Source organism: Methylomonas sp. 2F7 (assembly GCF_057126975.1).
This window is the reverse complement of the sequence record NZ_CP195203.1, coordinates 3,410,200-3,432,363: the sequence shown is the minus strand read 5'-3', so window position 1 is coordinate 3,432,363 and position 22,164 is coordinate 3,410,200. Positions and strand designations below refer to the sequence as shown.

Here is a 22,164-nt window from a genome sequence, read left to right as displayed (position 1 = left end):
AAAAAGTATGGACACCTGACGCTTTTGCTTACGGTCAGAACTACTTCGGATAGTTCTGACCGTAAGCAAAAGCGTCGCTCAAGTTTCTGTTTAATTTCTGCGAAACACTGGAAACATGCAAACACAATCAACTACCCGAGACTGGATTCTCTACGCGCTACTCAGTTTGACCATTGTGCTGATCGTGTTGGCGATGTATCAAATCGACCGGCAATGGCTGAAATTGAGCGAAATGCAAGCCGCGCTGTCCGAGCAAGCCAAGGATGTGCGCGAACTGCGCGGGGCGATTGCTTCCGGAGCGATTGCCGCCGCCAACCCTTCCGTGAACGCCACCGCGAGCGGTGATGTCGCCCAGGCCTTTCAACGCGCGCATGCTGCGAGTCGTATGCCGGATTACGCCCAGGGTGACTGGAGCGTGGAAGCCTTCGGCACCAATCTCAAGACCATCACGCCGCTGGTGTCCAGTGATGCGTATGCCTCCAATGTGCAAAGTTATGTGCTGGAGAGTCTGATTACCCGTAATCCAGACACCTTGGAATGGGAAGGTTTGGTGGCTAAGGACTGGACCATCAGCGAAGACGGCTTGGTGATTAGCTTCCGGATGCGCGAGGACGTCAGTTTCTCGGACGGTCAACCGCTGACTGCCGACGACGTGGTATTCAGTTTCAATTTCATCATGACCGACGCCATCCAGGCGCCGCGCGAACGCGCCTATCTGGAAAAGATCAAAAGCGTCACAGCCAACGGCAAGTACGAAGTGGTATTTACCTTCAAAGAGCCGTACTTCGAAGCGCTGTCCTTGGCCGGTGGCATCGGCATCATGCCCAAGCATTTTTACGAACCGTATTTAAAAGAGCCGCAAAAATTCAACGAATCCAAAGGTTTGTTATTGGGTAGCGGTCCTTATCGATTAAACGATCCGAAAAACTGGACGCCGGACAAAGGCAATATCGAACTGGTGCGTAACGAGCGTTACTGGGGCGACGTGCAACCGTCTTACCATCGCATTCTCTGGAAAATCATTCAAAACGATAGCGCGCGCTTAACCACCTTTCGCAATGGCGACATCGATTCTTATTCGGCGCGTCCGGTCGAATACCAAGAGCTGAAAAAAGACCCGCAAATCCAGGCCAAGAGCCAAAACTTCGAGTACATGCCACCGGTCGTCGGCTATAGCTACATCGGCTGGAACCAGGAACGCGGCGGCAAGCCAACCCGTTTTGCCGACAAGCGCGTGCGCCAGGCCATGACCTATCTCACCGACGTCAGCCGGGTGATTAAAGATGTGATGTTGGATTACGCCGAGCCGGCGGTCAGTCCGTTCAGTAAAACCAGCAAACAGCATGACGCGGCCTTACAGCCGTATCAAGCCGATTTGGATAAAGCCAAAGCCTTGCTAAAAGATGCCGGCTATCAGGATAAAAATGGTGACGGCGTATTGGAAGATAAGGCCGGTGCACCCTTTGAATTTAAACTGACCTACTTTCAAGCCAACGAAGACACCAAACGCATGGTGCTTTTATTGAAAGATCTCTACGCCCGCGCCGGCGTCAAGCTAATTCCAACCCCGCAGGAATGGCCGGTGATGTTGGAAAATCTGGATAAAAAAGATTTCGACGCGATTACTCTGGGTTGGACCAGCGGTATCGAAACCGATTTGTACCAAATCTTCCATAGCTCGCAAGCCGTCAGCAAAGGTGATAACTACGTCAGTTACAAAAATCCTGCTTTGGATAAATTAATCGACGATGCTCGCCGCACTGTCGATGAAAGCAAACGCATGCCACTCTGGCAGCAAGCTGAACATATCCTTTACGAGGATCAGCCCTATACCTTTTTGATGCGCCGCAAGAGTCTGTTGTTTGTCGACAAGCGTGTCCACAATCTGCAAATGACCAAACTGGGATTAAACTTCGGCTCCTTGCCGCTGGAAAATTACGTGCCGCTGGCGCAGCAAAAATACACCCAATAGGCCAAGGATTCGCCGATGCTGACCTATCTCCTGCGGCGCTTGCTGTTGATGGTTCCCACCTTGTTGGGGATTACCGTACTGGTGTTCAGCGTGATGGCCATGTCGCCGGGCGGCATCAGCGCGCAGACTTTGATCGGCGGCATGGACATGAAGCCGCAGGAAAAGCAGGCGCTGCTGGATTATTACAATAAACGCTACGGCCTGGATCAGCCGGCACCGGTGCAATATCTGCGTTGGCTAAATAATGTCTCGCCAATCGGTTTTGTTACCGACGCCCAAGGCCAGCGCGGCGAGTTTTCCTTCAGAAAGGGCATGGATCTGGGCACCAGCTTTCAATACGGTCGGCCGGTGTCGGACATTCTGGCCGAACGAATTCCGATCACCTTACTGCTAAATCTAGTCACGCTGCCACTTACGTACATCATCGCCATCATGGTGGGCATGAAGGCGGCTACCCAGCGCGGCAGCGCCTTCGATGTCGGCGCGGGTATGTCGATGCTGGCATTGTGGTCGATTCCGACCATGCTGGCCGGCGTGTTGCTGCTAGGGTTTTTTGCCAACATCCAGCATTTTCAATGGTTCCCCACCGCTGGCATCAGCAGTCTGGAAGCGCAGGATATGCCGTTTCTGCCGCATTGGGAGGAGGGTGGATTTGTCCGAGGTTTTTTATTAGACCGAATCTGGCATTTGATTTTGCCGGTGATTTGTCTCTCCTACGGCGGTTTTGCCGCGCTGACCAAATTGACCCGCACCTCGATTCTGGAAAATCTACATGCCGATTACGCCCGCACCGCGCGCGCCAAAGGTCTGGCTGAGAACGATGTGCTCTGGAAACACGTATTCCGCAACAGCCTGCTGCCCTTGATTACCGTCTCCGCTGGTCTACTGCCCAGTTTGCTGGCCGGTTCCTTGATCGTCGAAAATATTTTCAGCATCAACGGCATGGGTCAATTGGCGGTGGAAGCGGTGAAAGGCCGCGACCGCGAGTTGGTGCTATCGATTACCTGGATCAGCGGCTTTTTGACCCTGATTGGCTATTTGATCGCCGATTTTTGTTACACCCTGGCCGATCCGCGGGTGAGTTATGACTAAGCCCGTGATCAGCCGCGAATCGTTTTCTGCGCGTATTTGGCGCAAAACCCTGGCTGGCGTCGGCGTCAAATTTGGCTTGGGCTGGGTGGCGCTGTTAGTGCTTTGCGCGGTATTTGCACCGTTTCTGGCCAACTCCATGCCGCTGCTGATGAGTAAAGATGGCGTGATTTCCGCGCCGGTGTTGGAGTACCTCAGCGTCGAAGATGCCTGGATTTTGGCCAGCTTTTTTATCGCTTTGGCGGTTTATCGGCTTAGCCTGCCTGGCGGCAAGCAGATTTTGTTATTTTTACTGGGCAGTGCCTTGGCTGCCTTAGCGCTTAATATGTTCGTCAAACCGCCGGCCTTGGTGATCTACGACGACTTTCGCAGCACAGCTTACACGCAAGTGGACTGGAAAATCATGCCACCCATCCCCTATGCGCCGGTCGATTATCTGCGCGACTTGGGCAGCAAGGGCCTGGAAGCGCCGTTCGCCACTGAAGGCCACACGCATTTAATGGGCACCGAAGAAAACGGTGCCGACGTGTTAAGTAGGATGATTCACGCCTGCCGCATTTCCTTGAGCATCGGCCTGATCGCCTCCGGCATTGCCTTGGCTATCGGTATCGTAGTCGGCGGCCTGATGGGCTATTTCTCCGGTATCGTCGATATGCTGGGCATGCGGCTGGTGGAGATTTTCGAAGACATACCCACCTTGTTTTTACTGCTGACTTTCGTGGCCTTCTTTGGCCGCAGTTTGTACATGATGATGGTGATCATCGGGGTGACCGGCTGGTCTGGGTATGCACGGTACGTGCGCCAGGAATTTTTGAAACTGCGCAAACAAGATTACGTGCAAGCGGCGGTCGCCAGTGGTTTGCCCTTAAGCTCGATCTTGTTCCGGCATATGTTGCCCAACGGTGTGGCGCCTTTACTGGTAGCAGTCAGCTTTGGCGTGGCCGGGGCGATTCTGTCGGAAGCGACCTTAAGCTTTTTGGGCTTGGGCGTGGTCGATGCCCCTTCCTGGGGGGCGATGCTGGATCAGGCCGTTAAATCCTCGACCTTTAACTGGTGGATGGCGGTGTTTCCCGGTGGCTCTATCTTCATGACGGTGTTTGCCTACAACCTGATCGGCGAAGCATTTAGAGACGCGATTGACCCGCGCTTGTCGGATAAGGCCGGGGTCAAATCATGAGCCAAGCCTTATTGGAGGTGCGCAATCTGCGTACTTATTTAAGGTCCGGCGGCGGCGAAGTGCGGGCGGTGGACGACATCAGTTTCAGCATCCCCAAGGGCGAAACCTTTTGCTTGGTCGGCGAATCCGGCAGCGGCAAGTCGGTCAGTGCCTTGTCGGTGATTCGCTTATTGCCGGACGGTGTGGCTTCGCATCCCAGCGGCGAGATTTTGCTGAACGGTCAGGACTTGCTAACCCTGGACGATCCGGGCATCCGTGCCGTGCGCGGTTTAAAAATCGCCATGATTTTCCAGGAACCGATGACCTCCTTAAATCCGGTGATGAGCATAGGCGAACAAATCACTGAAGCCCTGCAATTACATCATGCCGATATGGACGATGCGGAAGCGACGGAACGTACCATCAAGGCCTTGGAACAGGTGCAAATCCCGAATGCCTCCAGCCGCTTTGCCGACTTCCCGCACCAACTCTCCGGCGGTCAACGCCAACGGGTCATGATCGCGATGGCCCTGGCCTGCCAGCCGCAATTATTGATTGCCGACGAGCCGACCACCGCGCTGGACGTGACCGTGCAAGCCGAGATTTTGAGGCTGATGCGCAAACTCCAGGACGACACCGGCATGAGCATGCTATTCATCACCCACGATTTCGGCGTCGTTGCGCAAATGGCGCATTGGGTAGGCGTGATGCAGCAAGGCAAACTGGTGGAAGTCGGCGCGTGCCAAGCAGTATTGCGTAATCCTCAGCATCCCTACACCCAACAATTGCTTGCGGCGGTGCCGGAAAATCTGGCCAAGCCGGTGGTCGAGCCTGCGCAAGCCGAAGACCTAGACCCAGCCGATGACGAAAGCCTGAGCGACAGCGATAAAAAACTGCTGTCGGTGCTGACGCGCGCCGGTTTACGTGGGAAGTCTAAGCGGCCTGTTTCTCTGGCTAATACGCCCGGTGCGCCGCCAAGTGCAGATGAGCAGCCCTTGCTGCAAATCCGTGACCTGAAAGTCTGGTTCCCCATCAAAAAAGGTTTGTTCCGGCAAACCGTCGATTACGTCAAAGCCGTGGATGAAGTATCGCTGGATATTCCGCGCGGTGAAATCGTCGCCTTGGTCGGCGAGTCCGGCTGCGGCAAAACCACTTTGGGCAGGGCGGTGTTGCAACTGGAATTGCCCACTGCCGGCAGTATCCGCATCGACGGCCAGGAACTCACCGGCTTGTCTGCGCGCGAACTGCGACCGCTGCGGCGCAAAATGCAGATTGCCTTTCAAGACCCGCAATCCTCGCTCAATCCGCGTCTACTGGTGGAAACCACCCTGACCGAACCCATGAAGGTGCATGGCATCGGTGTCAATCAAGAGCAGCGTATCGAACTGGCCGGGCAACTTTTGGAAGATATGCAACTTAGCCGCGAATCACTGTGGCGCTACCCGCACGAGTTTTCCGGCGGCCAACGGCAACGCATCGGTTTGGCGCGAGCTTTGGCCTTGAATCCGGAGTTTGTGGTCTGCGATGAAATCACCAGCGCGCTGGATGTGTCTGTGCAGGCGGAAATTCTGCAATTGCTGCTGGATATTCGTCGGCGGCGTAATCTGACCTTGTTATTTATTACGCACAATATTGGGGTGGTGGAGTATCTCAGTGATCGCACGGTGGTGATGTATAAGGGGAAGGTTGTTGAAGAAGGTTTGACTGCGAAGGTTTGTGGGGCGCCGGAGCATCCGTATACTCAGAAGTTGTTATCGGCGGTGCCGAGGTTGGTGGTGTAGGGGATTGTTTGCGTTGGCGTACGGAAATTATTTTATTGCTTGTTAGGCAATCCGGGGCGATATGAAGTTTGAGCTGGAAGAAAGTCTTAGAGGCGCACCCGATAAAGAACTGTTGGAAGACATGTGTCGAAGTGCCATGGCTCTCGGTAAGGAGACAATTACCATGGCCGAATACGAGAAAATTGGTAAAGCCCACCCAAGCACTATTCAGAGAAGATTTGGCTCTTGGCCTAAGGCACTGGAACTAGCGGAGCTGAAACCCAGTAGGTTTAAAATCGGAATTTCTGACAATGAACTTTTCGAGAACATTAAGTCCTTGTGGATAACGCTAGGACGCCAACCTAGATACAGCGAGGTCAGAGCACCAAATTCCCTGTTTTCAGTTGGAACTTATGAAAATCGATTCGGTTCATGGTCAAAGGCACTTCACGAAACTGTAGCATGGGTTAATTCTGAACCCGCAGATCAACCTGAACAGGTTGCAGAGGAGCATCGGTGCACGATGGATTCAATTTTGCAAACGCCTTCGGCAAAGCGCCGAACTCGCCGAGAAATATCGGACCGCCAAAGATTCCGTATTCTCGTGAGGGACGGTTTTCGGTGCAAAGCTTGCGGCTCAAGTCCATTAGTTAAGCCGGGAGTCGAATTACACGTTGACCATATTCTTCCATGGTCAAAAGGCGGGGAAACAACCGACGACAACCTTGAAACCAAATGTGCACAATGTAATCTTGGCAAAGGAAATGCGTTCCATGCCTAAAAGGCACATAGGATGTGCTGAACAAAGTGAAGCGCATCGGTCGCGTGATCGTTTACATCGTGTTGAATTGCCACGACCTATTTTAATGTCGGGTCTCGGCCCGACAGCCGAGATACTTTTCTTTGCTTGTCCAAAGAAAAGTATCCAAAAGAAAAGACACCCGGATGCCGCTTATTCCCTGCGCTCCTCGCTTTTGCACGGGGTCGCCGAAAGGGGCTTCCTGCCCCTTCGGCAACGCGCCGCATCCCTGCGGCGCCCCTAACGGGCAATTCCGTTCAAAAGCTCCGGTGCTCGGCGCGGCATACGGGAAGAAAACCATCCCGATTGCACGGTAGGGCCATAGGATGTGCTGAACAAAGTGAAGCGCATCGGTCGCGTGATCCTTCGCATCGCGTAGAATTGCCACGACCTATTTTAATGTCGGGTCTCGGCCCGACAGCCGAGATACTTTTCGCTACGAAAACCATCCTTGGTTTTCGCCCTTCGGGCCAGCCTATCGGCTGTTCAAATTCGCTCCAAGCGAATTTGTGCTTGTCCAAAGAAAAGTATCCAAAAGAAAAGACACCCGGATGCCGCTTATTCCCTGCGCTCCTCGCTTTTGAACGGGGTTGCCGAAAGGGGCTTCCTGCCCCTTCGGCAACGCGATGTATCCCTGCATCGCCCCTAACGGGCTGATCCGTTCAAAAGCTCCGGTGCTCGGCGCGGCATACGGGGAGAAAACCATCCCGGTTTCACTATAGGCCTGGGGTGGGCACGGCTTTCTGCCAACGATGATTGTATGGAGTTTTTATGCCTAATTGGATAATTAGCATCATTATGCTCATGTTGGCCATTTGGAAGATCGATAGGCTTCTGCGATACCGAAATCACGACTTGTTTCTTAAAGAAGTTGGAGGGGATTGGCTTGACCGAAGTAGATTGGCAGAAGCTGTCAGGGTCTTCCTTCGTATTGAAATTTTGTTCTTTTCTTCGTTGCCGATAATTCCAGCCGTTACATATATTGAATTTTTAAAACCGTATCTTTGGTATGTTTTTGCTGTGATTTTTGGGCCTATTTTTGTTGCACATTTGTGGTGGTTGTTCTACTACTCGGCCAGGAGACCTAAAGCGTGATTTAGCCCATAGGATGTGCTGAACAAAGTGAAGCGCATCGATCGCGTGATCGTACGCATAGTGTTGAATTGCCACGACCTATTTTAATGTCGGGTCTCGGCCCGACAGCCGAGATACTTTCGCTACGAAAACCATCCGTGGTTTTCGCCCTTCGGGCCAGCCTATCGGCTGTTAAAATTCGTTCCAGACGAATTTGTGCTTGTCCAAAGAAAAGTATCCAAAGACAAATCCGCCGGGAGCGGATTTGGACGCCATAGGCGCACGAAGTGCGAGCGCCCGGATGGCGCGAGTCAGCAGTCCACCCGGATGCCGCTTATTCCCTGCGCTCCTCGCTTTTGAACGGGGTTGCCGAAAGGGGCTTCCTGCCCCTTCGGCAACGCGATGCATCCCTGCGGCGCCCTTCGGGCTGCTCACTCGGTGCCTCTATGCTCTTCTCCCTTCGGGTGCTACGCATGCAAATCGGTTATCCTACCGATTTGTCCGTTCAAAAGCTCCGGTGCTCGGCGCAGCATACGGAATGTTACGGAGCAACAAGAGGTGAAGCCACAAGCCATCGGTGAACGGCGGCGGAAGTGGTGGAGAACCGGAGTCAGCAGTTTAGCGGACCAGCCGCGCTGTCGCCTGCTGAGCAAATTGACCCATGAGTATCGCCAACTACCCAAGGAATGGCTTGAAGCGGAGACGTTGACCTGTCGTGCATTGGGCCGTCACCTGACAACGGCATGCGGCGTGACGATCAGCGCCAGCCTTGCGGAACGAGTTGAAACGGATGGGCTACGCTTGGAAACGCACGCGCTACAGTTAAAAAAATACCCAAAAGGCGCAAGGAGTGAGATCCCGAGCGGTTCGAAGTAAGCCCGACGCGATATTTCAGCGTTGATAAACCACACGGGAGCCGGAGACATCGAGTTGGCCTAAGGGGATGCGGCCGGATTTGCGCCACAACCGCCGAATCGTTCTGTTTGGACGAAAAGCGGTGATGTTCATACGGTGATCGCCACGCGCGCGCAGTGGATGGATGTCGTCATAGGCAATTTACTTTCATCCGGCCGAGTCATACTGGTTAAACTGTGGCATAACATGAATACCCTTTGGTTATTTGGTTTTCTGATGGCCTTGATCGAAGGTTTCAGCAAACCCTTGGTGGTGTTTTGGATAACGCACCGATTCACAACGCCAAGAAACTGAAACCTTATTGGAATTTATTGGAGGAAAACGGCATGCGATTTTATTTTCTGCCGCCCTACAGGCCAGAGCTAAACCGGATTGAATTGCTATGATATAAAATCAAATACGAATGGCTGTTTTGTAAAATATTTACTCCCAATGAGCTTGAAAACGCTATAGATGAAATTGGACATGGGCTTGGCTAAAAAGACATGTTAACCTTTTGCAAGGTGCTTATTTAATAATGGATAATCGATATAGAAAAACTATTGTTTCTCACCACTCTCTGAGAGGGGTTGCTGCAGTATTGGTTGTGTTTTTTCATATTAGGGAAATATCTTACGATAAAGGCGTTGCTCTTGATTCAGTAACCAGTTTTTTTAGTATGGGGTATTTATGGGTAGACTTTTTTTTTATTTTAAGTGGTTATATTCTTTCTTATGTCTACGCTTCATTGTTTTTGCTTGATTACAAGAGTAATTTGATTAAATCTTTTTACGTTGCACGCTTCTCTAGAGTTTATCCTCTTCATTTTTTTACACTTATTTTATACCTTTTTTTAGAGTGGTCCTTTTACTCTAATCGGCCTGAAGTGGTTGGTATGCCGGGTGTAAGTTTTGAAAGCTTAGTTGCGAGTTTGCTTTTAATTCAGGGCTGGAGCTTATCTGATTTGACATTGGCACCCTTGAATAGTCCTGCCTGGAGTATTAGTACGGAGATGGCTTGTTATTTGCTATTTCCTTTTATAATAAAATGGCTGCGGTTCAATATATTTTTTGTTGGCATGATAGTTGTTAGCTTATCTGTCGCGTTGTATTTAATATATTATGGTGAGAAAGACGGTTTTGTTGTTATTCGTTGCTTTGCAGGTTTTATGTTGGGTATTTTCATTTTTATAGTATATAAGGAAATGCCGGTTACTGACTATAGGGTAGCTACGAGCTTGCAGCTAATAGGTGGGAGTGGCGTATTGTTTGCGATGCATTTTAGCTTAAGTCACTCTTTGGTTATTGCTTCCTTTGGCTTGTTATTGTATTCAACAGCGAGTGATTGTGGCTTCCTTGCAAAACTGTTAAATACACGAATATTTGTGCTTCTTGGTACGCTGTCTTATTCGATTTACCTCAATCATTGGATTATTTATAAGGCATACTTGTTTTATGGCGTTTATGTTTTTGGAGCGCTGTCAAGTAACTATAGCCCTATGAATGTTTCAATACTAAAGTATTTTTCTTTGATGTTCGTAATATTCGTGCTCTCATTTATAACCTATCGTTATATTGAAATTCCAGCTCAAAAGTACCTTAAAAGGACGCTTCAATAAAGCCGAGTAGGGCGGGCGTGGTTTTTGTGCCCACCCGGGTTGAATGTTCGAGCGCCAGATGTCCGGCATGGGCCGTTTGGTTGTTCGGATTCGTTCCGCGCATACCCATCGGTGGCTATCCTTGCGGTCTTCCGAATGCGTCGAGCTTTTTCTCGACGATTCTCCAAAATAACTCGGGTGTTCTCGCTAAAAGCTCGGGTGACGGCGTAATTTTGTGCAGTCGCCGCGTTCTGAACAAAAGTGTCCGACAAATTTTTTCGAATGTTGCGATTCGTGAGCGCAGTATTCGGTATGGTCTGCCGGTTGCGCAAATTCATCGTCTATTTGAGTCATCCTGGTGCAAAACAGCCGGATTTTGGTTGCATCTGGTGCAAATCTCCCGGCGTGGTATCGGCTCTGAGCCGCATAAATCCAGAAAAATCAAGGAATAGGTTATTTGGCATCAACCTTGCAACACTTAGCTTGTGTTGTTACTCCTACCTGTTCTCATGTGTGGACGTGGCGCTCTGGTTGGTCGAAGTTCTTCGGGCGGTCAGGGCGCATTTTTTTGTCCGCGATAAAGCTATCCCCGCTTAACCAGCCCGCTCCGCTTAAAATTTACATTTCAAATGATACTTCTGCACTCGGTAGCGTAGAGTTTCTCGAGTCGTGCCGAGCATTCGCGCCGCGCCGGTGACGTTGGCATCGTTGCGATTCAGGGCTTCCTGGATGATGAATTTTTCCATTTCGTGCAGGCTGATGCTGCCGTCCAGCGGAATGAACACGCCTTCCTGATTGACTTTGGCATTGTGATGCGCAGCGGCGGCTTGCGGGGCTTGTAACTGCAACCATTCCACCGGTAAATTATGATCGTTGGACAACAACACGCAACGTTCCAGTACATTGTGCAATTCACGGATATTGCCGGGCCAATCGTAGCTTTTCAGCGCCTGCCAGGCTTGCTCCGAAATATGGCTGACCGACTTGGCCGATTTGCGATTGCATTCGGCTATGAATTGCGGCACCAATTGATCCAGGTCCTGTTTGTGTTCGCGCAGGGCCGGCATGCGGATGTTGATCACGTTCAAACGATGATACAAATCCCGACGGAATAAGCCTTCGGCGACTTTTTCCACCAGGTCCAGATTGGTGGCGGCGATAATTTGCACATCGACGCTGATCTCCGCTTCGCTGCCGACCCGGCGGATACGCAAATCTTCCACGGCTTTTAACAGCTTGCTCTGTAAATCCAGATCCATTTCGCCGATTTCATCCAGAAACAGCGTGCCGGTGTGCGCTTGCTCGAACAGGCCGCGATGGCGCTTTTTCGCGCCGGTAAATGCACCGGCTTCGTAACCGAATAACTCGGCTTCCAGCAGTTCGCGCGGCAGCGCGGCGCAGTTGATTTCCACCAGCGGCGCGGCGGCACGGCTGCCGGAATAGTGCAGAATGCGGGCGATCATGCCTTTGCCGGTGCCGGTTTCGCCGCTGACGATCAGGCTGGAGAAGGGCACGTTGGCGATTTGTTTAAGCATCGCTCTAAGTTGCGTCATGGCCGGGCTGGAGCCGATCAAACTGTCGATGCTGTATTGATGGTTTTGGGTGGCGGTTTGTTGTTCTAAGCGGCGTTGGGCGCGGGCGCTGCGGGCGGCGCCTTCCACCAAGAGATTCAGGCGGTCCAGTGAGCAGGGTTTCTCGATAAAGTCGTATGCGCCCAGCCGCACGGCCCGCACCGAATCGGCGACACTGCCGTAGCCGGTGAGAAATACCCATTCGCTGCTGCCGATTTCCGGTTTGAGTTTTTCCAACAAATCCAGCGCGTTGCCGTCCGGCAGGTTCATGTCCGATAACACCACCAGAGGGTCCAGCGCTTGTCCGCTCAGAAACTGTTCGGCTTGTTGTAGGGAATGGGCAATGCTGACTTCCCAGCCACCCTTGCTAAAGTAGCGTGCCAATTCGGAGGCTAACAGGGCTTCATCTTCGATTATTAATAGGGTATTGGTCATCATGGTCGTGGCTGGTTTGCGAGTTACGGCATTGTATGCGACTTACCGGAGTTCGCCGGTCCATCGCTGATTTTTGCTCAGGGAAGTCAGTTCAAGTCAAAGGAATACTCAGGCTTACTCGGCCGTGGCCGGCGGCGTCGTTGTCGAGTTTAAGTTGGCCGCTCAGATCTTTGGCGAAACGTTGCACCATGACCAGTCCCAAGCCACTGCCATTTTCCTTCAGGCTGACGAAGGGGCGGATGCCTTGCCGTAAAAACGCCTCGCCAAAGCCGTCGCCGCTGTCGATCACTGTCACCGACAGGCGTTGAGCGTCTTGAGTAATATGCACCTGCACGCTGCCACTGCGGGTGCCGATTGCCTGCACGGCGTTTTGCAACAGATTTAATAGCGCTTGCCGGAATTCGATTTCCGGCAACATCAAGGAACTGTCGGCTTTTCCCTGCACAGTAAATTGGATTTTATCGGTTGCCTGGTATTTGAATAGCGTGATCAAGTCGTTGACCACCGCATTCACATCGGTAGGCTGGGCAATTTTGTTGCGATGGCGCGCCGAACTGAGCAGGTCATTAAGGTGGTTGGTCAAGCGTTGCACTTCGCTATGCAATAGACCGATGCGTTGGCGCAGGTCCGGGTCGCTGGCTTCGCACAACAAGTTCTCTAAGGCCGCTTGAATAATCGCCAGCGGATTGCGCAACTCGTGGGCGGTGCTAGCAGCCATTTCGGTCAAGGCCGCCAAGCGCTCGGCTTTGGCCAGGCGCTGGCTTTGCTCCAATAATGCGTGACTGGTTTGTCGTACTTGTTGCTCCAGGCGATTGGTGTAATGTAAATGTTCCTGTTCCAGTTCGATTAAATGGTCGACCAAGTGATTGTAGCGGTCGAATAAGTCGCGCAAAATCGGATCTGCCGTCTCGCGTCTGATAGGCTGCTTAACACCTTCCGCCAGGCCGGACAATAAATCGCGCAGCGCATCCAGTGGTTCCAACACGTTATTTCGAAAAAAATAATGGCCGATCCAAAACAGCAGCAAAGGCAGAATAACGGCCAATTGCAGTTCCAGTTGACTGTCGTCCTCGACGCCGATAAGCATTTTCTCTTCTTCGTTAGTCTGCCGGTCCAGCACTTGCCGAATCATATTCACCGAATCGATTAATGCTTTCGCGTCGCCGTTGCTGGCGGCGGCAAATTTGGTTTGTAAGGTGTTTAGATCGACTGCGGATGCGAATTCAGAGCTTTTATTGTGCGTTTGTAATAAATCCAGCAGCCGGTCTTGAATGTCGTTGATCTGCTCGGCGGCTACGTCCGGGTTACTGCGGTGCAAAGCCAGTTGCGATTGCAGTTCCAACAATTCAAAAATCGTTTCCTCCAAATAGCGGCCTTTGCCAATATCGGTTTCTATGGTTTGTATCCGCTCATGATTGCGCCAGGTCAGGCGGCCAATGGCCAGTAACTCGCCTATCACCAGGATGCTCATCACAATCGTGACGAAAATGACCGGACGTAGCAAAAGTTTTAGCATGTTCGAGATCTCTCGTTGTTGACGGCGAAGCCAAGTACCGCGTTGTGGGGTGTATATCCGGTCAAATTTTACGCCGACTCAAGGGATGATTATCAAACGTCTTGCGTACCTGCCGCCAATGCGCCAGAACCTGTTCGATACGGTTGCCGTCCTCGGGCTTGAGCAGGGTGAAACACTCGCTGCTGCGCACAAAGGCCGACAGAAAATCGCCCATGATGCGTTGTTGGGTTTTGTACTCGGCCAGCGCAGCCCGCTTCAAGTTGATTTGCACGGACGACAGATTGACGCAAGCCCGGCTATGGCCGCGCAGCGGCAAATCAGCCGGCAATAATAGCGGCTGGTCGCTCCAGTCCTGCGGCATGCCCCAGTTGGAACCGGTCGGCCAGCCGTGCTGCCAGTGAATCAAATAGGCGAGTAATTTCGGTTGCGCGCGGTGAACGGGATTTTGTAGCAGCCATTTATGCACTGCAAGCAAGGTAAACATGCCCAGTCCGGCGTGGTCGGAGTCGTTTTCCATCACATCGGGAAAAGCGATGATCGTGGGTTTGGTGTCCTGCAGAATGGCGACTAGTTCGTTCAGCAAATCCTGACCGTCTTGGGCAAAGCCGCGATCTTTGGCCTCCCGGTAAGGCACGTGGTCAAAGCCGGTGAATTCGGAGCGCATCGGATTATTACGCCGCCAATGCGACACCAATGCTGAATAAATGCTGCCGTCCGAGAACCCCAGTAAATCCAGATGCACAAAGCCCTTGCCTAAAACCTCGGCGGCGCGCCGCGATTCTTCCAGACGTTTTTCGCCAAAGTCCAGATAGTCTGCCGCTGTCCTGCATCACCGCGCCGACATAAGCATCGCCGGACGTCACTACCGTCGAACGCACGCTGCCGCCCTGTTGTAATACCTGCTGGATCAGGCCGGCAGAACTCAGTGTTTCGTCGTCGGGGTGTGGAGCCAGTACCAACAGGCGCTCACCTTTACCGATTTCCATAGTCTGTTGCGCAACTGCAGACATGGGCGTTGCCAGCAATAGCAGGCAAATACATAGGTAGCGTCTGTGACAAGATGAATGCATTGAGACTCCTTGATGTTTCTGGTTTCTGGGGTGTCAGGCAGGTTGTGACTACGGGCAAGGACATTTGTTATATGACTACTTGCTAAAAATACCTTGCCAACCGCCGGAGATCAGGCGGGTGATGATCATTAAAATAAACGGTAGCGAAATACCGGTCGGCACCGCCAAGTAGCGCGGTTGCCAGGTTGGGGCAAATTTAGCCTTGTATTCGTAAAGCCCTTCAAAATTGTAAAAGTGATCGCCCAAGTCGAAAATGGTGGTGCCGATCTTATGCCACAACGGTGCCAAAGGACGGCGTTCCAGCCCGGCTAGTGGTGCCATCCCCAGCGAGAACCATTGGTAATTTTCTGCCTTGCCCCACATCATCAGTTCGGCGAACAGAAAATCCATGATGCCTTTCGGGCTTTCCAGATCGTAACGCATCAGGTCGATGGATAGCTCTTGTCGATTGTGGGTTTGCCAGAGATTGGCAAACGCTTGGATCTTACCGGATGGGTCTTTGATCACCGCGACATTGGTAAGTCGAATGTAGGATTCAGCGAAAAAGCCTAGCGAAAAACCTTTCTCGCGGGTGTTTTTGTGCGTCAACCAGGCAGCGGAAATATGTTTCAGAATTGGCAGGGCGGCTGTGACTTCATCACCCGTGAGAATTTCGAACCGATAGTCCATTTTGCCAAATTTATTGCGGGCGCTACGCTGAGAATCGCGTTGTTTGCCTTGCAAGCTGAAAGTAGTCAGGTCCACCCGGGCTTCCTCGCCTAATTTGAACAAGGACATGCCTAAATCCAAATAGTAAGGCAATAAGCTTGGACCCACTTGATAGAACACGGCTTTCGCACCGTGTAGATTGGCCTGTTCGTGGAATTCCCACAGCAGATCTTCAATGGCGGACGGTTCGCCGATGGGGTCACCCATTGCGATCCAGAACTGGCCGGTGGTTTGATACATAATGAACGCGTTGCGTGGCGGGTTCCACAGCAGATACTTGTCCGCCAGTAACGCCAAAAAGCCGTGGGTATCATCGCAGTGAGTCAGTAGATTCCTTACTTCATCGATTTCCTCGGCCGTCGGTTTTTCCAAATCCTCCGGCGGAGCCACGTTGAGTAAACGCGACAGCCCATAAGACACGCTCACCACGGAGATCAATAACAAGGCCCGCAGAAATCGAGGTGCGTCGTCTTCGTAGGAAAACTGCCACCATAATTCATTGGCGTATTCGACATCACGATGAGCGAAAAATCCTAGCCAAGTTGAGCCTGCCAGGACCATTATCACGGTGGCTATCCAGGAGGCCGAAAACGACATGCGCAACAGCGACGAGCTACGTTGGAAGTGATTGCGTGTTGGCAATAACAACAGCATGATCATTGCCAAGACCAGTGCTTCCGGCCAATCGAATCCTTTCAGCAAGGAGGCGATAATGCCCATTCCCAACAGCATCAGGCTGTCGAACCACGCGGCATCAATCCGCAACCAAATGCCTCGCGCCAAAAACAGCAGCAGTAAACCGATTAAACTACCGGCCAGATGCGAAAACTCCACAATAGGCAATGAAATTGCATCGCGTAACCAATCCATGACTTCTGAGTTGGCGGGGATGGAGCCGGAAACGATCAGGAGGCCGCCGGCTACCAATAGCAGGAGTGAGTAAAGAGGTGGCAAGATCGCACTAAGAATCTTGCTGATCAAATCACTGCTTTCAGCTAGAAGGCTACTTCGGCTGTATAGTTCGTAGCCCAGCAAACCTACACCCGCCAGTAGCAGGGGGACGAAGTAGTAAATGACCCGATACAACAATAAGGCGCTGATCAAAATCAGATGCTGATCCGTTGCTTCAACGTCCGCCATCAGCCACAGAAATGCGCTTTCAAACACACCTATACCGCCCGGAACCTGGCTAATGACGCCCATCACCTGGGCCACCACGAACACCACCAGGAAGGCGCCGAAATCAATGTCCACCTGGTTTAGCAACAGCACCCACAACACGAGCGACGACAACACCACGTCGATACTGGCGACCAGGGTTTGCCAAAATGCCATTCGGGGTGAGGGCAGATGTAATTCGAAACCTTTAATCAATAAGGGCTTACGCCATAGAAAAACCCCACCCCAATAGGCTAGCAAACTAATCGCGCAAATCAGACTGACCCAATGAATGGCCGATGGTTCTTGAATAGTGCTGGATAAATAGTGAGGCAATATCAAGCTGCCCACCAGGCCCAAGGTCAGCGCGCCCAGCAGATAGGTCACTGTCTGAAACAAGGAAATCTTTAAAATGTCCCAGCCGTGCACGCCCCACCCGGAGTAAAACCGATAGCGGATCGAGCCGCCAGAGGCCCAGGCATGGCCGGTGTTATTGCTAATCGCGTAACTTAATAAAGCCGCCGGGATCACCTTTCCTAGCGGAATTAGGCTATGCCCGGTGAAACGTAATGCCAGCCAGTCATAACCGGCCAATACCAGATAGTTAATCACGGTCAGTAGCAAAGCGGCACCGATGATAAGCATCGGTGTGGTTTTCAGTGTGGTTAGAATGTCGCTTAGATCGTGCATGGCTAACTGCCGATGAGCGATGTAAAGCGCGCAGGCAAATAAGGCCACCGGCAGCCAATGGCTGATCCACTGTAAGAAGTGACTTAGGCTTTTGCGAGTCATGGGCTGTTATAAGTTGGGATGAAATCAGTGGATACCATGCTGTTGGTAAACGTCCAGAATTTGCCGGGTCAGCTTGGGGTAATCTTGGTCGAAATGGTGGCCACCAGGCAGTTCCAGAATGCGGGCATCGCTATTGGCCAAGGCCGTACAGGCGGTCTCGGATTTTTCGTCTTTGCCATAAATACACAAAATTTTCTGTTTCGGCAGCTTTATCAGTTCCGGTGCCAAAGTGTGTTCCCCGTCGCTTTGCCCGAGCCAGCCGGTCACGTGGATTTCAAAATCGGCGTGGTCAGCCAATGCCAACAATACCAGCAGCGATACGCTGTTTTGATCGGGCGCGGACAGGCGATTGTATATTGGCGGCAAAACGTCGGCGCCAAACGAATATCCAGCCAGCACAAAAGACTTTACGCCCCAGTTTTTTCCATAGTACGCCATGGTGGTGGCCAGATCGGCGGCGGCCTGTTCCGGCGTTTTATGCTCCCAGAAATAGCGTAAGACATCGACACCGACTACCGGATAATTTTGCGCCGCCATCTCGTCGGCGACGGTTCTATCCAGGTCGCGCCAGCCGCCGTCACCGGAATAGAACAGCGTCACCGTATCGCTGGCTTTGGCGGCAGGCACTTCCACCACCGGCATTGGTGGGGACGCCTGACTGCTTTGACCAATCGCTGATTTGACTGCCTCGATCAATAAGTTGTCCAACGGTGTGTCGTAAGCGGCAATTCGGGTATCAACATCGCCTAATGTCTGGATAAACACTGCGGTTTCGTCAGATGGTTGATCGGTCCACACCGATCGCCAGTTGCCTTTGGGGGCTGGCGCGGAAATCAGCAAGCCTTGCTGATTCTTCTGCGAGCTGCTTAATGGTGGGCATAAGTCTAAATCAGCCGGTAACATCACCGAAAAACCGATAGAAAGATTGATGGTTTCGTTCCCAATAGGGTCTTGAGCATTCAGAAACGGTAACAATGCCGCTTCGGCAACCCCCGCAACTATTAGTCGGTTAATCGCTGGGCGAGGCAGCTGTTTTATCAAACCATTAATGGAAGTGGCGATAAAGTGGCTATCCAGGCATTCCTTATTTTCAATATGAAATCGTTTAAAGATCGTGGCGGTATCAATGACGGCCGCAGTTACGCCGGTTGCCGCCAGTCGCTGTGCCAAGGCTCTTGGGGGATACTTTTGGCTATCGACAAACACTATTCCCATACCGTGAGAGTTCCAAAGGGGTTCGGCGACATTGATATCCCCGAAACCTTCGGTAGTGAGCTGTTTTTCTACAAGCAGCGGACTTTTTTGAACACTTAGCCAGACACCTGCCGACATGAGACCTAAAGTCAGAAACACCAAGAGTACTCTTTTGATTTTCATAGTCTGACCCATTAAAAAGCGCTTAAGGCATAGTGCATCATTGGTTTAAGTCCAAGAATGATGCAATTAACTGGTTAACCTGGCGTGCGTGAGTAACCGGTGCCGCATGGCCCGCGCCCAAGACAATTTCTATTTTTGCTCTTGCCAACATTTGCGCCAATTCGCCAGAGTGTGGGAGATCGATAATGTCGTTTTCGCCGGCGATGACTAAGGTCGGCGCGGTAATTTCCTGCAAATCTGTATGCTTGAGTTGCGGTGCCACTCGCCACAGGGCTTTAATCTCCGCTTCCAGAGCCGGGTGGTTTTCTCCCGCGCCAGACCACCAGCCTCGTAGCCAATCGAGTAACTTATGTTGCGGTGGGCTTATTGCATCAACTTGAGAGTTGTCGGCTGCCTGGATTACACCAGAGGGGTGGAAATTGGCGCTTATTGCGATGATTTTTCCCACGCGTTGCGGGGACTCCAGACCCAATATCAGCGCAATAATGCCGCCATCGCTCCAGCCAACAATATTGGTACGTTGAATACCGAGTCGGTCCAACACCAACAAGGTGTCTTCCGCAAAAACCTGATATGTCAGCGCAGAATGGCCGGGTGTCGACTCGCCGTGGCCACGCGTATCGATCAGTATTACACGTCGGCCCGATTCTACGAGCCAGGGTATCTGCGAAAACCAGCTGAGTTTATTGCTCAAGCCGCCATGCAGTAACAGGATGGGCTCGCCCTGACCGTAAGCGACATAACGAATTTGGGCGCCCTGATTTTCAATGTCGCCACTGACCGTTTGGGTGCTGGTAGTCGCTTTCCAGATTAGGTAATTTAGAAAATTTCCCGACATCGGGCTTAACCAAATCCAAACGGAGAAAAAAAAGACCAGTAAAAATACTCCGCTCATCTGCAATATGCGCTTCATTAAAATTGTTGCCTCACATTTGAGGTAGCCGGATCTCTTGGTTTGTCGCGTCTTTGAGCTAATCAGGCTTATATAATCTTGCAACTGATTAATGCATCCTCATTAAACTCGTAAATGGCGCACAAACGGTGGTAGCCATCGGCAATGATCACTTTGCCATTTTGTGAATCTCGGACCAGTAGTAAAGGGGAAAGACTTTTCTGTTTCCGGATCTTCTTTATATCCTTCTCTACGTGCGAATTGCTGACGCCCAATAATGACAGCTGTGAAGCCCTGAAGAGGTCCTTGGCCTTGAATTGCACCACGGCAGCGCCTCTTAATCGGGCTATCATCTCGGCTACCTTGTCGTCGCTGTAAAGAATGCTGAGATAAGAGCCGGCTGCCGGGTAATCATGTTCTTCGACATCGGGCAACCAATGAATCTCTGTTGTGTTTGTTTTAGGCATGACTAATTCTCCGGGGCGGACTGTGTTGAGCGGGCTAGACTAAAACTCAAAATGCGCCCTGACACCATACACATCGACAGGTCCGCGATCCGCGTTGTAAGCGGGGTTGGCGATGTGCTGGTAATCAAGCGTCATCCAGGCGGACTGCAGCAAGCGCAGTTTGTAATAAATATCCACTACTTGTTCGGGCCGGTAACGCAGATTGCCGTCGCCGATAAAACCGTCCACCCCGCCCAGGCGTAAATACTCGGCATGGCCCGCGGAAATCCAGCTCGTGGCATAGGCGATCCCCAGTGCGTCGTAATGTCGGCCCCAACTCTCGCCGCCGATTAACGTGCCAAACGATAGCGAGCGATCCGCCGAGGTATAGGAATACACTTCGGTTTTGCCGTCGCTGACCATGCCGCGTAAAAACACGCCGACACCATCAACCAACTGTTGCTCCATGTTGATGCCTATGCCCATTTTGACGTTGGCTCTTCGCACCCAGCACAGATCGGGGGCGCTGCTATTAGCCGAGTCGTAGTTAAAGCTGGTGCAATTCGCGGCGTTTTGCGCCGGATTGGCTTGGTAGGCGGCGATGGCATGGTCCCAGCGCCCCATGCGTTCGCGGTTACGATAGGCCAATAGCCTGATCGCACCCGGTTGCTTAAAAAGTTCATGGCGATGCTCAAGCTCCGCTTGATCGCCGTAGTATTTGAACAGCCGAAAATCCAGCGGTAAGTCGTTTGGATTTTGCGGTGTGGCGAAGCGGCCCAGGCGAAAGGTCCAGTCGTCAAAATAATATTCTGCCGCCAAGCCTACACTGTAACCTCGGGCATCGGCGGCAAAATCGTATGCGGCATTGGTTAGAAAGGCCATGTTTAGAAACTGCTGGCGCAAATCGGCGGCATAGCTGTTTTTATCGAAAATATCCAGGACACTGAGGTTGCCGCCGGCAATGACCAAGCGCTGGCTATTAAAACTGCCGGCCAACTGCATGGGCCCGGAGCTCACCGAATGGCTGTCGCCACCCAGATTGAAAGTCTGTTTTAAATAGAAACGCGATTTATACCAAGTCGCGCTGACCGAACCGGATTTTTGCAATTCAAAGTTTTGGATGCTGCCGCCGAGACCTTTTAAGTCCGACAAGGGCAGTTCGGAAATCATCTCCGGCGCTAGATAAATTTCACCGCCTTGCCAGGCTTTCAAGCCGAAATACGCCGTGACTGTGCCGGTGAAACTGCGCTCGGCATTCGGCAACAACGAATGCGGCGTACCATTTAGGTTGGTGTATTGAGCCGGGAAGGCCGGTTTCCAGCTGGAAATATAAGTGGCTTGGCCATAAGCATTCCAGCGCTCGTCGACCGTATCGTGCAGAGCGTGGTCGGCCAGCAATTGCATAAACGAAAAGTTAGCGTCTTCCCCATCAGATGGGTGTTCCGTGGCTTCAGCGTTGGCAAAACTAAGTGTTAGCGCCAACAGCGCGCCGTAGGAACATGTCGGGAGAGATAGATGGCACATAGGGTTCAGCCTAAATCCTTGTCCCGCTCGCCGCTGCTGACGCGGCCGCCTTCCAGCGCGTCCAGGATGTACACCTTGCCGTCGCCATGATGCCCGCTGTGGGCGCTACGCATGATGGTCTCGAAAATAATCTCCACTAAGTCGTCCGGCGCGAAAATCTCCAGACGCTTTTTCACGAGAAACGGCTTGTAGTCTTGACTGTGCTCCGTCCGCTCGCGGCCGAAGCCTTCGCAATCCACGATCGACATCCCAGGAAAGCCCGGTATCTCCATCAAGGCCATCGTGATCTGGCTGAGCTTGTGCGGCTGCACATAAGCGCGAATTTCTTTCATAG

17 protein-coding genes are annotated in these 22,164 nt (G+C 52.0%); 7 read left to right on the top strand and 10 right to left on the bottom strand.

The genetic code is table 11. The annotated features are described in order from the left end of the window. Window positions 1-115: 115 nt before the first annotated feature. The 7 genes from ACR64Q_RS15365 to ACR64Q_RS15335 all read left to right on the top strand — a co-directional run bounded on the left by ACR64Q_RS15365 (window position 116) and on the right by ACR64Q_RS15335 (window position 10,362). Window positions 116-1,972 (top strand): peptide-binding protein, encoded by a 1,857-nt coding sequence (locus ACR64Q_RS15365; RefSeq protein ID WP_313732375.1) that lies wholly within the window; start codon window positions 116-118, stop codon window positions 1,970-1,972. A 15-nt stretch (window positions 1,973-1,987) separates the two neighbouring features. Continuing rightward, entirely contained in the window at window positions 1,988-3,064 is a 1,077-nt protein-coding gene (locus tag ACR64Q_RS15360; RefSeq protein ID WP_313732374.1) for an ABC transporter permease, read from the top strand. Continuing rightward, window positions 3,057-4,238, top strand: a complete 1,182-nt coding sequence (locus ACR64Q_RS15355) for an ABC transporter permease (protein ID WP_313732373.1) — start codon at window positions 3,057-3,059, stop codon at window positions 4,236-4,238. The genes ACR64Q_RS15360 and ACR64Q_RS15355 overlap by 8 nt, the downstream gene beginning before the upstream one ends. Further along, window positions 4,235-5,998: an ABC transporter ATP-binding protein gene (locus ACR64Q_RS15350; RefSeq protein WP_313732372.1), complete on the top strand. Its 1,764-nt coding sequence runs from the start codon at window positions 4,235-4,237 to the stop codon at window positions 5,996-5,998. The genes ACR64Q_RS15355 and ACR64Q_RS15350 overlap by 4 nt, the downstream gene beginning before the upstream one ends. A gap of 61 nt (window positions 5,999-6,059) precedes the next feature. Next, on the top strand, window positions 6,060-6,758 hold the full coding sequence (locus tag ACR64Q_RS15345) for a homing endonuclease associated repeat-containing protein (protein ID WP_483823344.1): 699 nt from the start codon (window positions 6,060-6,062) through the stop codon (window positions 6,756-6,758). Window positions 6,759-8,962: 2,204 nt separating this feature from the next. Next, window positions 8,963-9,151, top strand: a complete 189-nt coding sequence (locus ACR64Q_RS15340) for a transposase (RefSeq protein ID WP_081733784.1) — start codon at window positions 8,963-8,965, stop codon at window positions 9,149-9,151. A gap of 131 nt (window positions 9,152-9,282) precedes the next feature. Beyond that, window positions 9,283-10,362, top strand: a complete 1,080-nt coding sequence (locus ACR64Q_RS15335; RefSeq protein WP_313732370.1) for an acyltransferase family protein — start codon at window positions 9,283-9,285, stop codon at window positions 10,360-10,362. Window positions 10,363-10,952: 590 nt separating this feature from the next. Here ACR64Q_RS15335 and ACR64Q_RS15330 read toward each other — a convergent pair. The 10 genes from ACR64Q_RS15330 to ACR64Q_RS15285 form a co-directional block, all read right to left on the bottom strand. Then, the gene (locus ACR64Q_RS15330) at window positions 10,953-12,347 is read right to left on the bottom strand and encodes a sigma-54-dependent transcriptional regulator (protein WP_313735030.1); all 1,395 of its coding nucleotides are present in this window, start codon (window positions 12,345-12,347) and stop codon (window positions 10,953-10,955) included. A gap of 91 nt (window positions 12,348-12,438) precedes the next feature. Then, the gene (locus ACR64Q_RS15325; protein ID WP_020482916.1) at window positions 12,439-13,863 is read right to left on the bottom strand and encodes a sensor histidine kinase; all 1,425 of its coding nucleotides are present in this window, start codon (window positions 13,861-13,863) and stop codon (window positions 12,439-12,441) included. 61 nt (window positions 13,864-13,924) lie between these two features. Beyond that, a complete protein-coding gene (locus tag ACR64Q_RS15320; RefSeq protein WP_313735029.1) occupies window positions 13,925-14,650 on the bottom strand; it encodes a PIG-L deacetylase family protein in 726 nt (241 codons plus the stop codon). Then, entirely contained in the window at window positions 14,535-14,873 is a 339-nt protein-coding gene (locus ACR64Q_RS15315; protein ID WP_313732368.1) for a PIG-L family deacetylase, read from the bottom strand. Before ACR64Q_RS15315 ends, ACR64Q_RS15320 begins: the two co-directional genes overlap by 116 nt. Window positions 14,874-15,008: 135 nt before the next feature. Further along, entirely contained in the window at window positions 15,009-17,591 is a 2,583-nt protein-coding gene (mprF, locus tag ACR64Q_RS15310; protein ID WP_313732367.1) for a bifunctional lysylphosphatidylglycerol flippase/synthetase MprF, read from the bottom strand. 24 nt (window positions 17,592-17,615) lie between these two features. Further along, window positions 17,616-18,968 carry a virulence factor family protein gene (locus ACR64Q_RS15305; protein WP_313732366.1) on the bottom strand — a complete coding sequence of 451 codons (1,353 nt, stop codon included), beginning with the start codon at window positions 18,966-18,968 and terminating at the stop codon, window positions 17,616-17,618. Between the two features lie 37 nt (window positions 18,969-19,005). Beyond that, the gene (locus tag ACR64Q_RS15300; protein ID WP_313732365.1) at window positions 19,006-19,806 is read right to left on the bottom strand and encodes an alpha/beta fold hydrolase; all 801 of its coding nucleotides are present in this window, start codon (window positions 19,804-19,806) and stop codon (window positions 19,006-19,008) included. A gap of 143 nt (window positions 19,807-19,949) precedes the next feature. Beyond that, window positions 19,950-20,327, bottom strand: a complete 378-nt coding sequence (locus ACR64Q_RS15295) for a hypothetical protein (RefSeq protein ID WP_020482911.1) — start codon at window positions 20,325-20,327, stop codon at window positions 19,950-19,952. A 39-nt stretch (window positions 20,328-20,366) separates the two neighbouring features. Beyond that, window positions 20,367-21,830, bottom strand: coding sequence for a carbohydrate porin (locus ACR64Q_RS15290; RefSeq protein WP_231499608.1), 1,464 nt, complete (start codon window positions 21,828-21,830; stop codon window positions 20,367-20,369). Window positions 21,831-21,835: 5 nt separating this feature from the next. Continuing rightward, window positions 21,836-22,162, bottom strand: a complete 327-nt coding sequence (locus ACR64Q_RS15285; protein ID WP_020482909.1) for a P-II family nitrogen regulator — start codon at window positions 22,160-22,162, stop codon at window positions 21,836-21,838. Window positions 22,163-22,164: the final 2 nt, after the last annotated feature.

Bases quoted from the DNA above. Each gene is read 5' to 3' on its own strand.
- ACR64Q_RS15300 (WP_313732365.1), bottom strand. From the start codon at position 19,806: ATGTCGGGAAATTTTCTAAATTACCTAATCTGGAAAGCGACTACCAGC.
- ACR64Q_RS15295 (WP_020482911.1), bottom strand. From the start codon at position 20,327: ATGCCTAAAACAAACACAACAGAGATTCATTGGTTGCCCGATGTCGAA.
- ACR64Q_RS15330 (WP_313735030.1), bottom strand. From the start codon at position 12,347: ATGACCAATACCCTATTAATAATCGAAGATGAAGCCCTGTTAGCCTCC.
- ACR64Q_RS15315 (WP_313732368.1), bottom strand. From the start codon at position 14,873: ATGTCTGCAGTTGCGCAACAGACTATGGAAATCGGTAAAGGTGAGCGC.
- ACR64Q_RS15335 (WP_313732370.1), top strand. From the start codon at position 9,283: ATGGATAATCGATATAGAAAAACTATTGTTTCTCACCACTCTCTGAGA.
- ACR64Q_RS15360 (WP_313732374.1), top strand. From the start codon at position 1,988: ATGCTGACCTATCTCCTGCGGCGCTTGCTGTTGATGGTTCCCACCTTG.
- ACR64Q_RS15290 (WP_231499608.1), bottom strand. From the start codon at position 21,830: ATGTGCCATCTATCTCTCCCGACATGTTCCTACGGCGCGCTGTTGGCG.
- ACR64Q_RS15355 (WP_313732373.1), top strand. From the start codon at position 3,057: ATGACTAAGCCCGTGATCAGCCGCGAATCGTTTTCTGCGCGTATTTGG.
- ACR64Q_RS15325 (WP_020482916.1), bottom strand. From the start codon at position 13,863: ATGCTAAAACTTTTGCTACGTCCGGTCATTTTCGTCACGATTGTGATG.
- ACR64Q_RS15365 (WP_313732375.1), top strand. From the start codon at position 116: ATGCAAACACAATCAACTACCCGAGACTGGATTCTCTACGCGCTACTC.
- ACR64Q_RS15345 (WP_483823344.1), top strand. From the start codon at position 6,060: ATGAAGTTTGAGCTGGAAGAAAGTCTTAGAGGCGCACCCGATAAAGAA.
- mprF (WP_313732367.1), bottom strand. From the start codon at position 17,591: ATGACTCGCAAAAGCCTAAGTCACTTCTTACAGTGGATCAGCCATTGG.
- ACR64Q_RS15285 (WP_020482909.1), bottom strand. From the start codon at position 22,162: ATGAAAGAAATTCGCGCTTATGTGCAGCCGCACAAGCTCAGCCAGATC.
- ACR64Q_RS15350 (WP_313732372.1), top strand. From the start codon at position 4,235: ATGAGCCAAGCCTTATTGGAGGTGCGCAATCTGCGTACTTATTTAAGG.
- ACR64Q_RS15305 (WP_313732366.1), bottom strand. From the start codon at position 18,968: ATGAAAATCAAAAGAGTACTCTTGGTGTTTCTGACTTTAGGTCTCATG.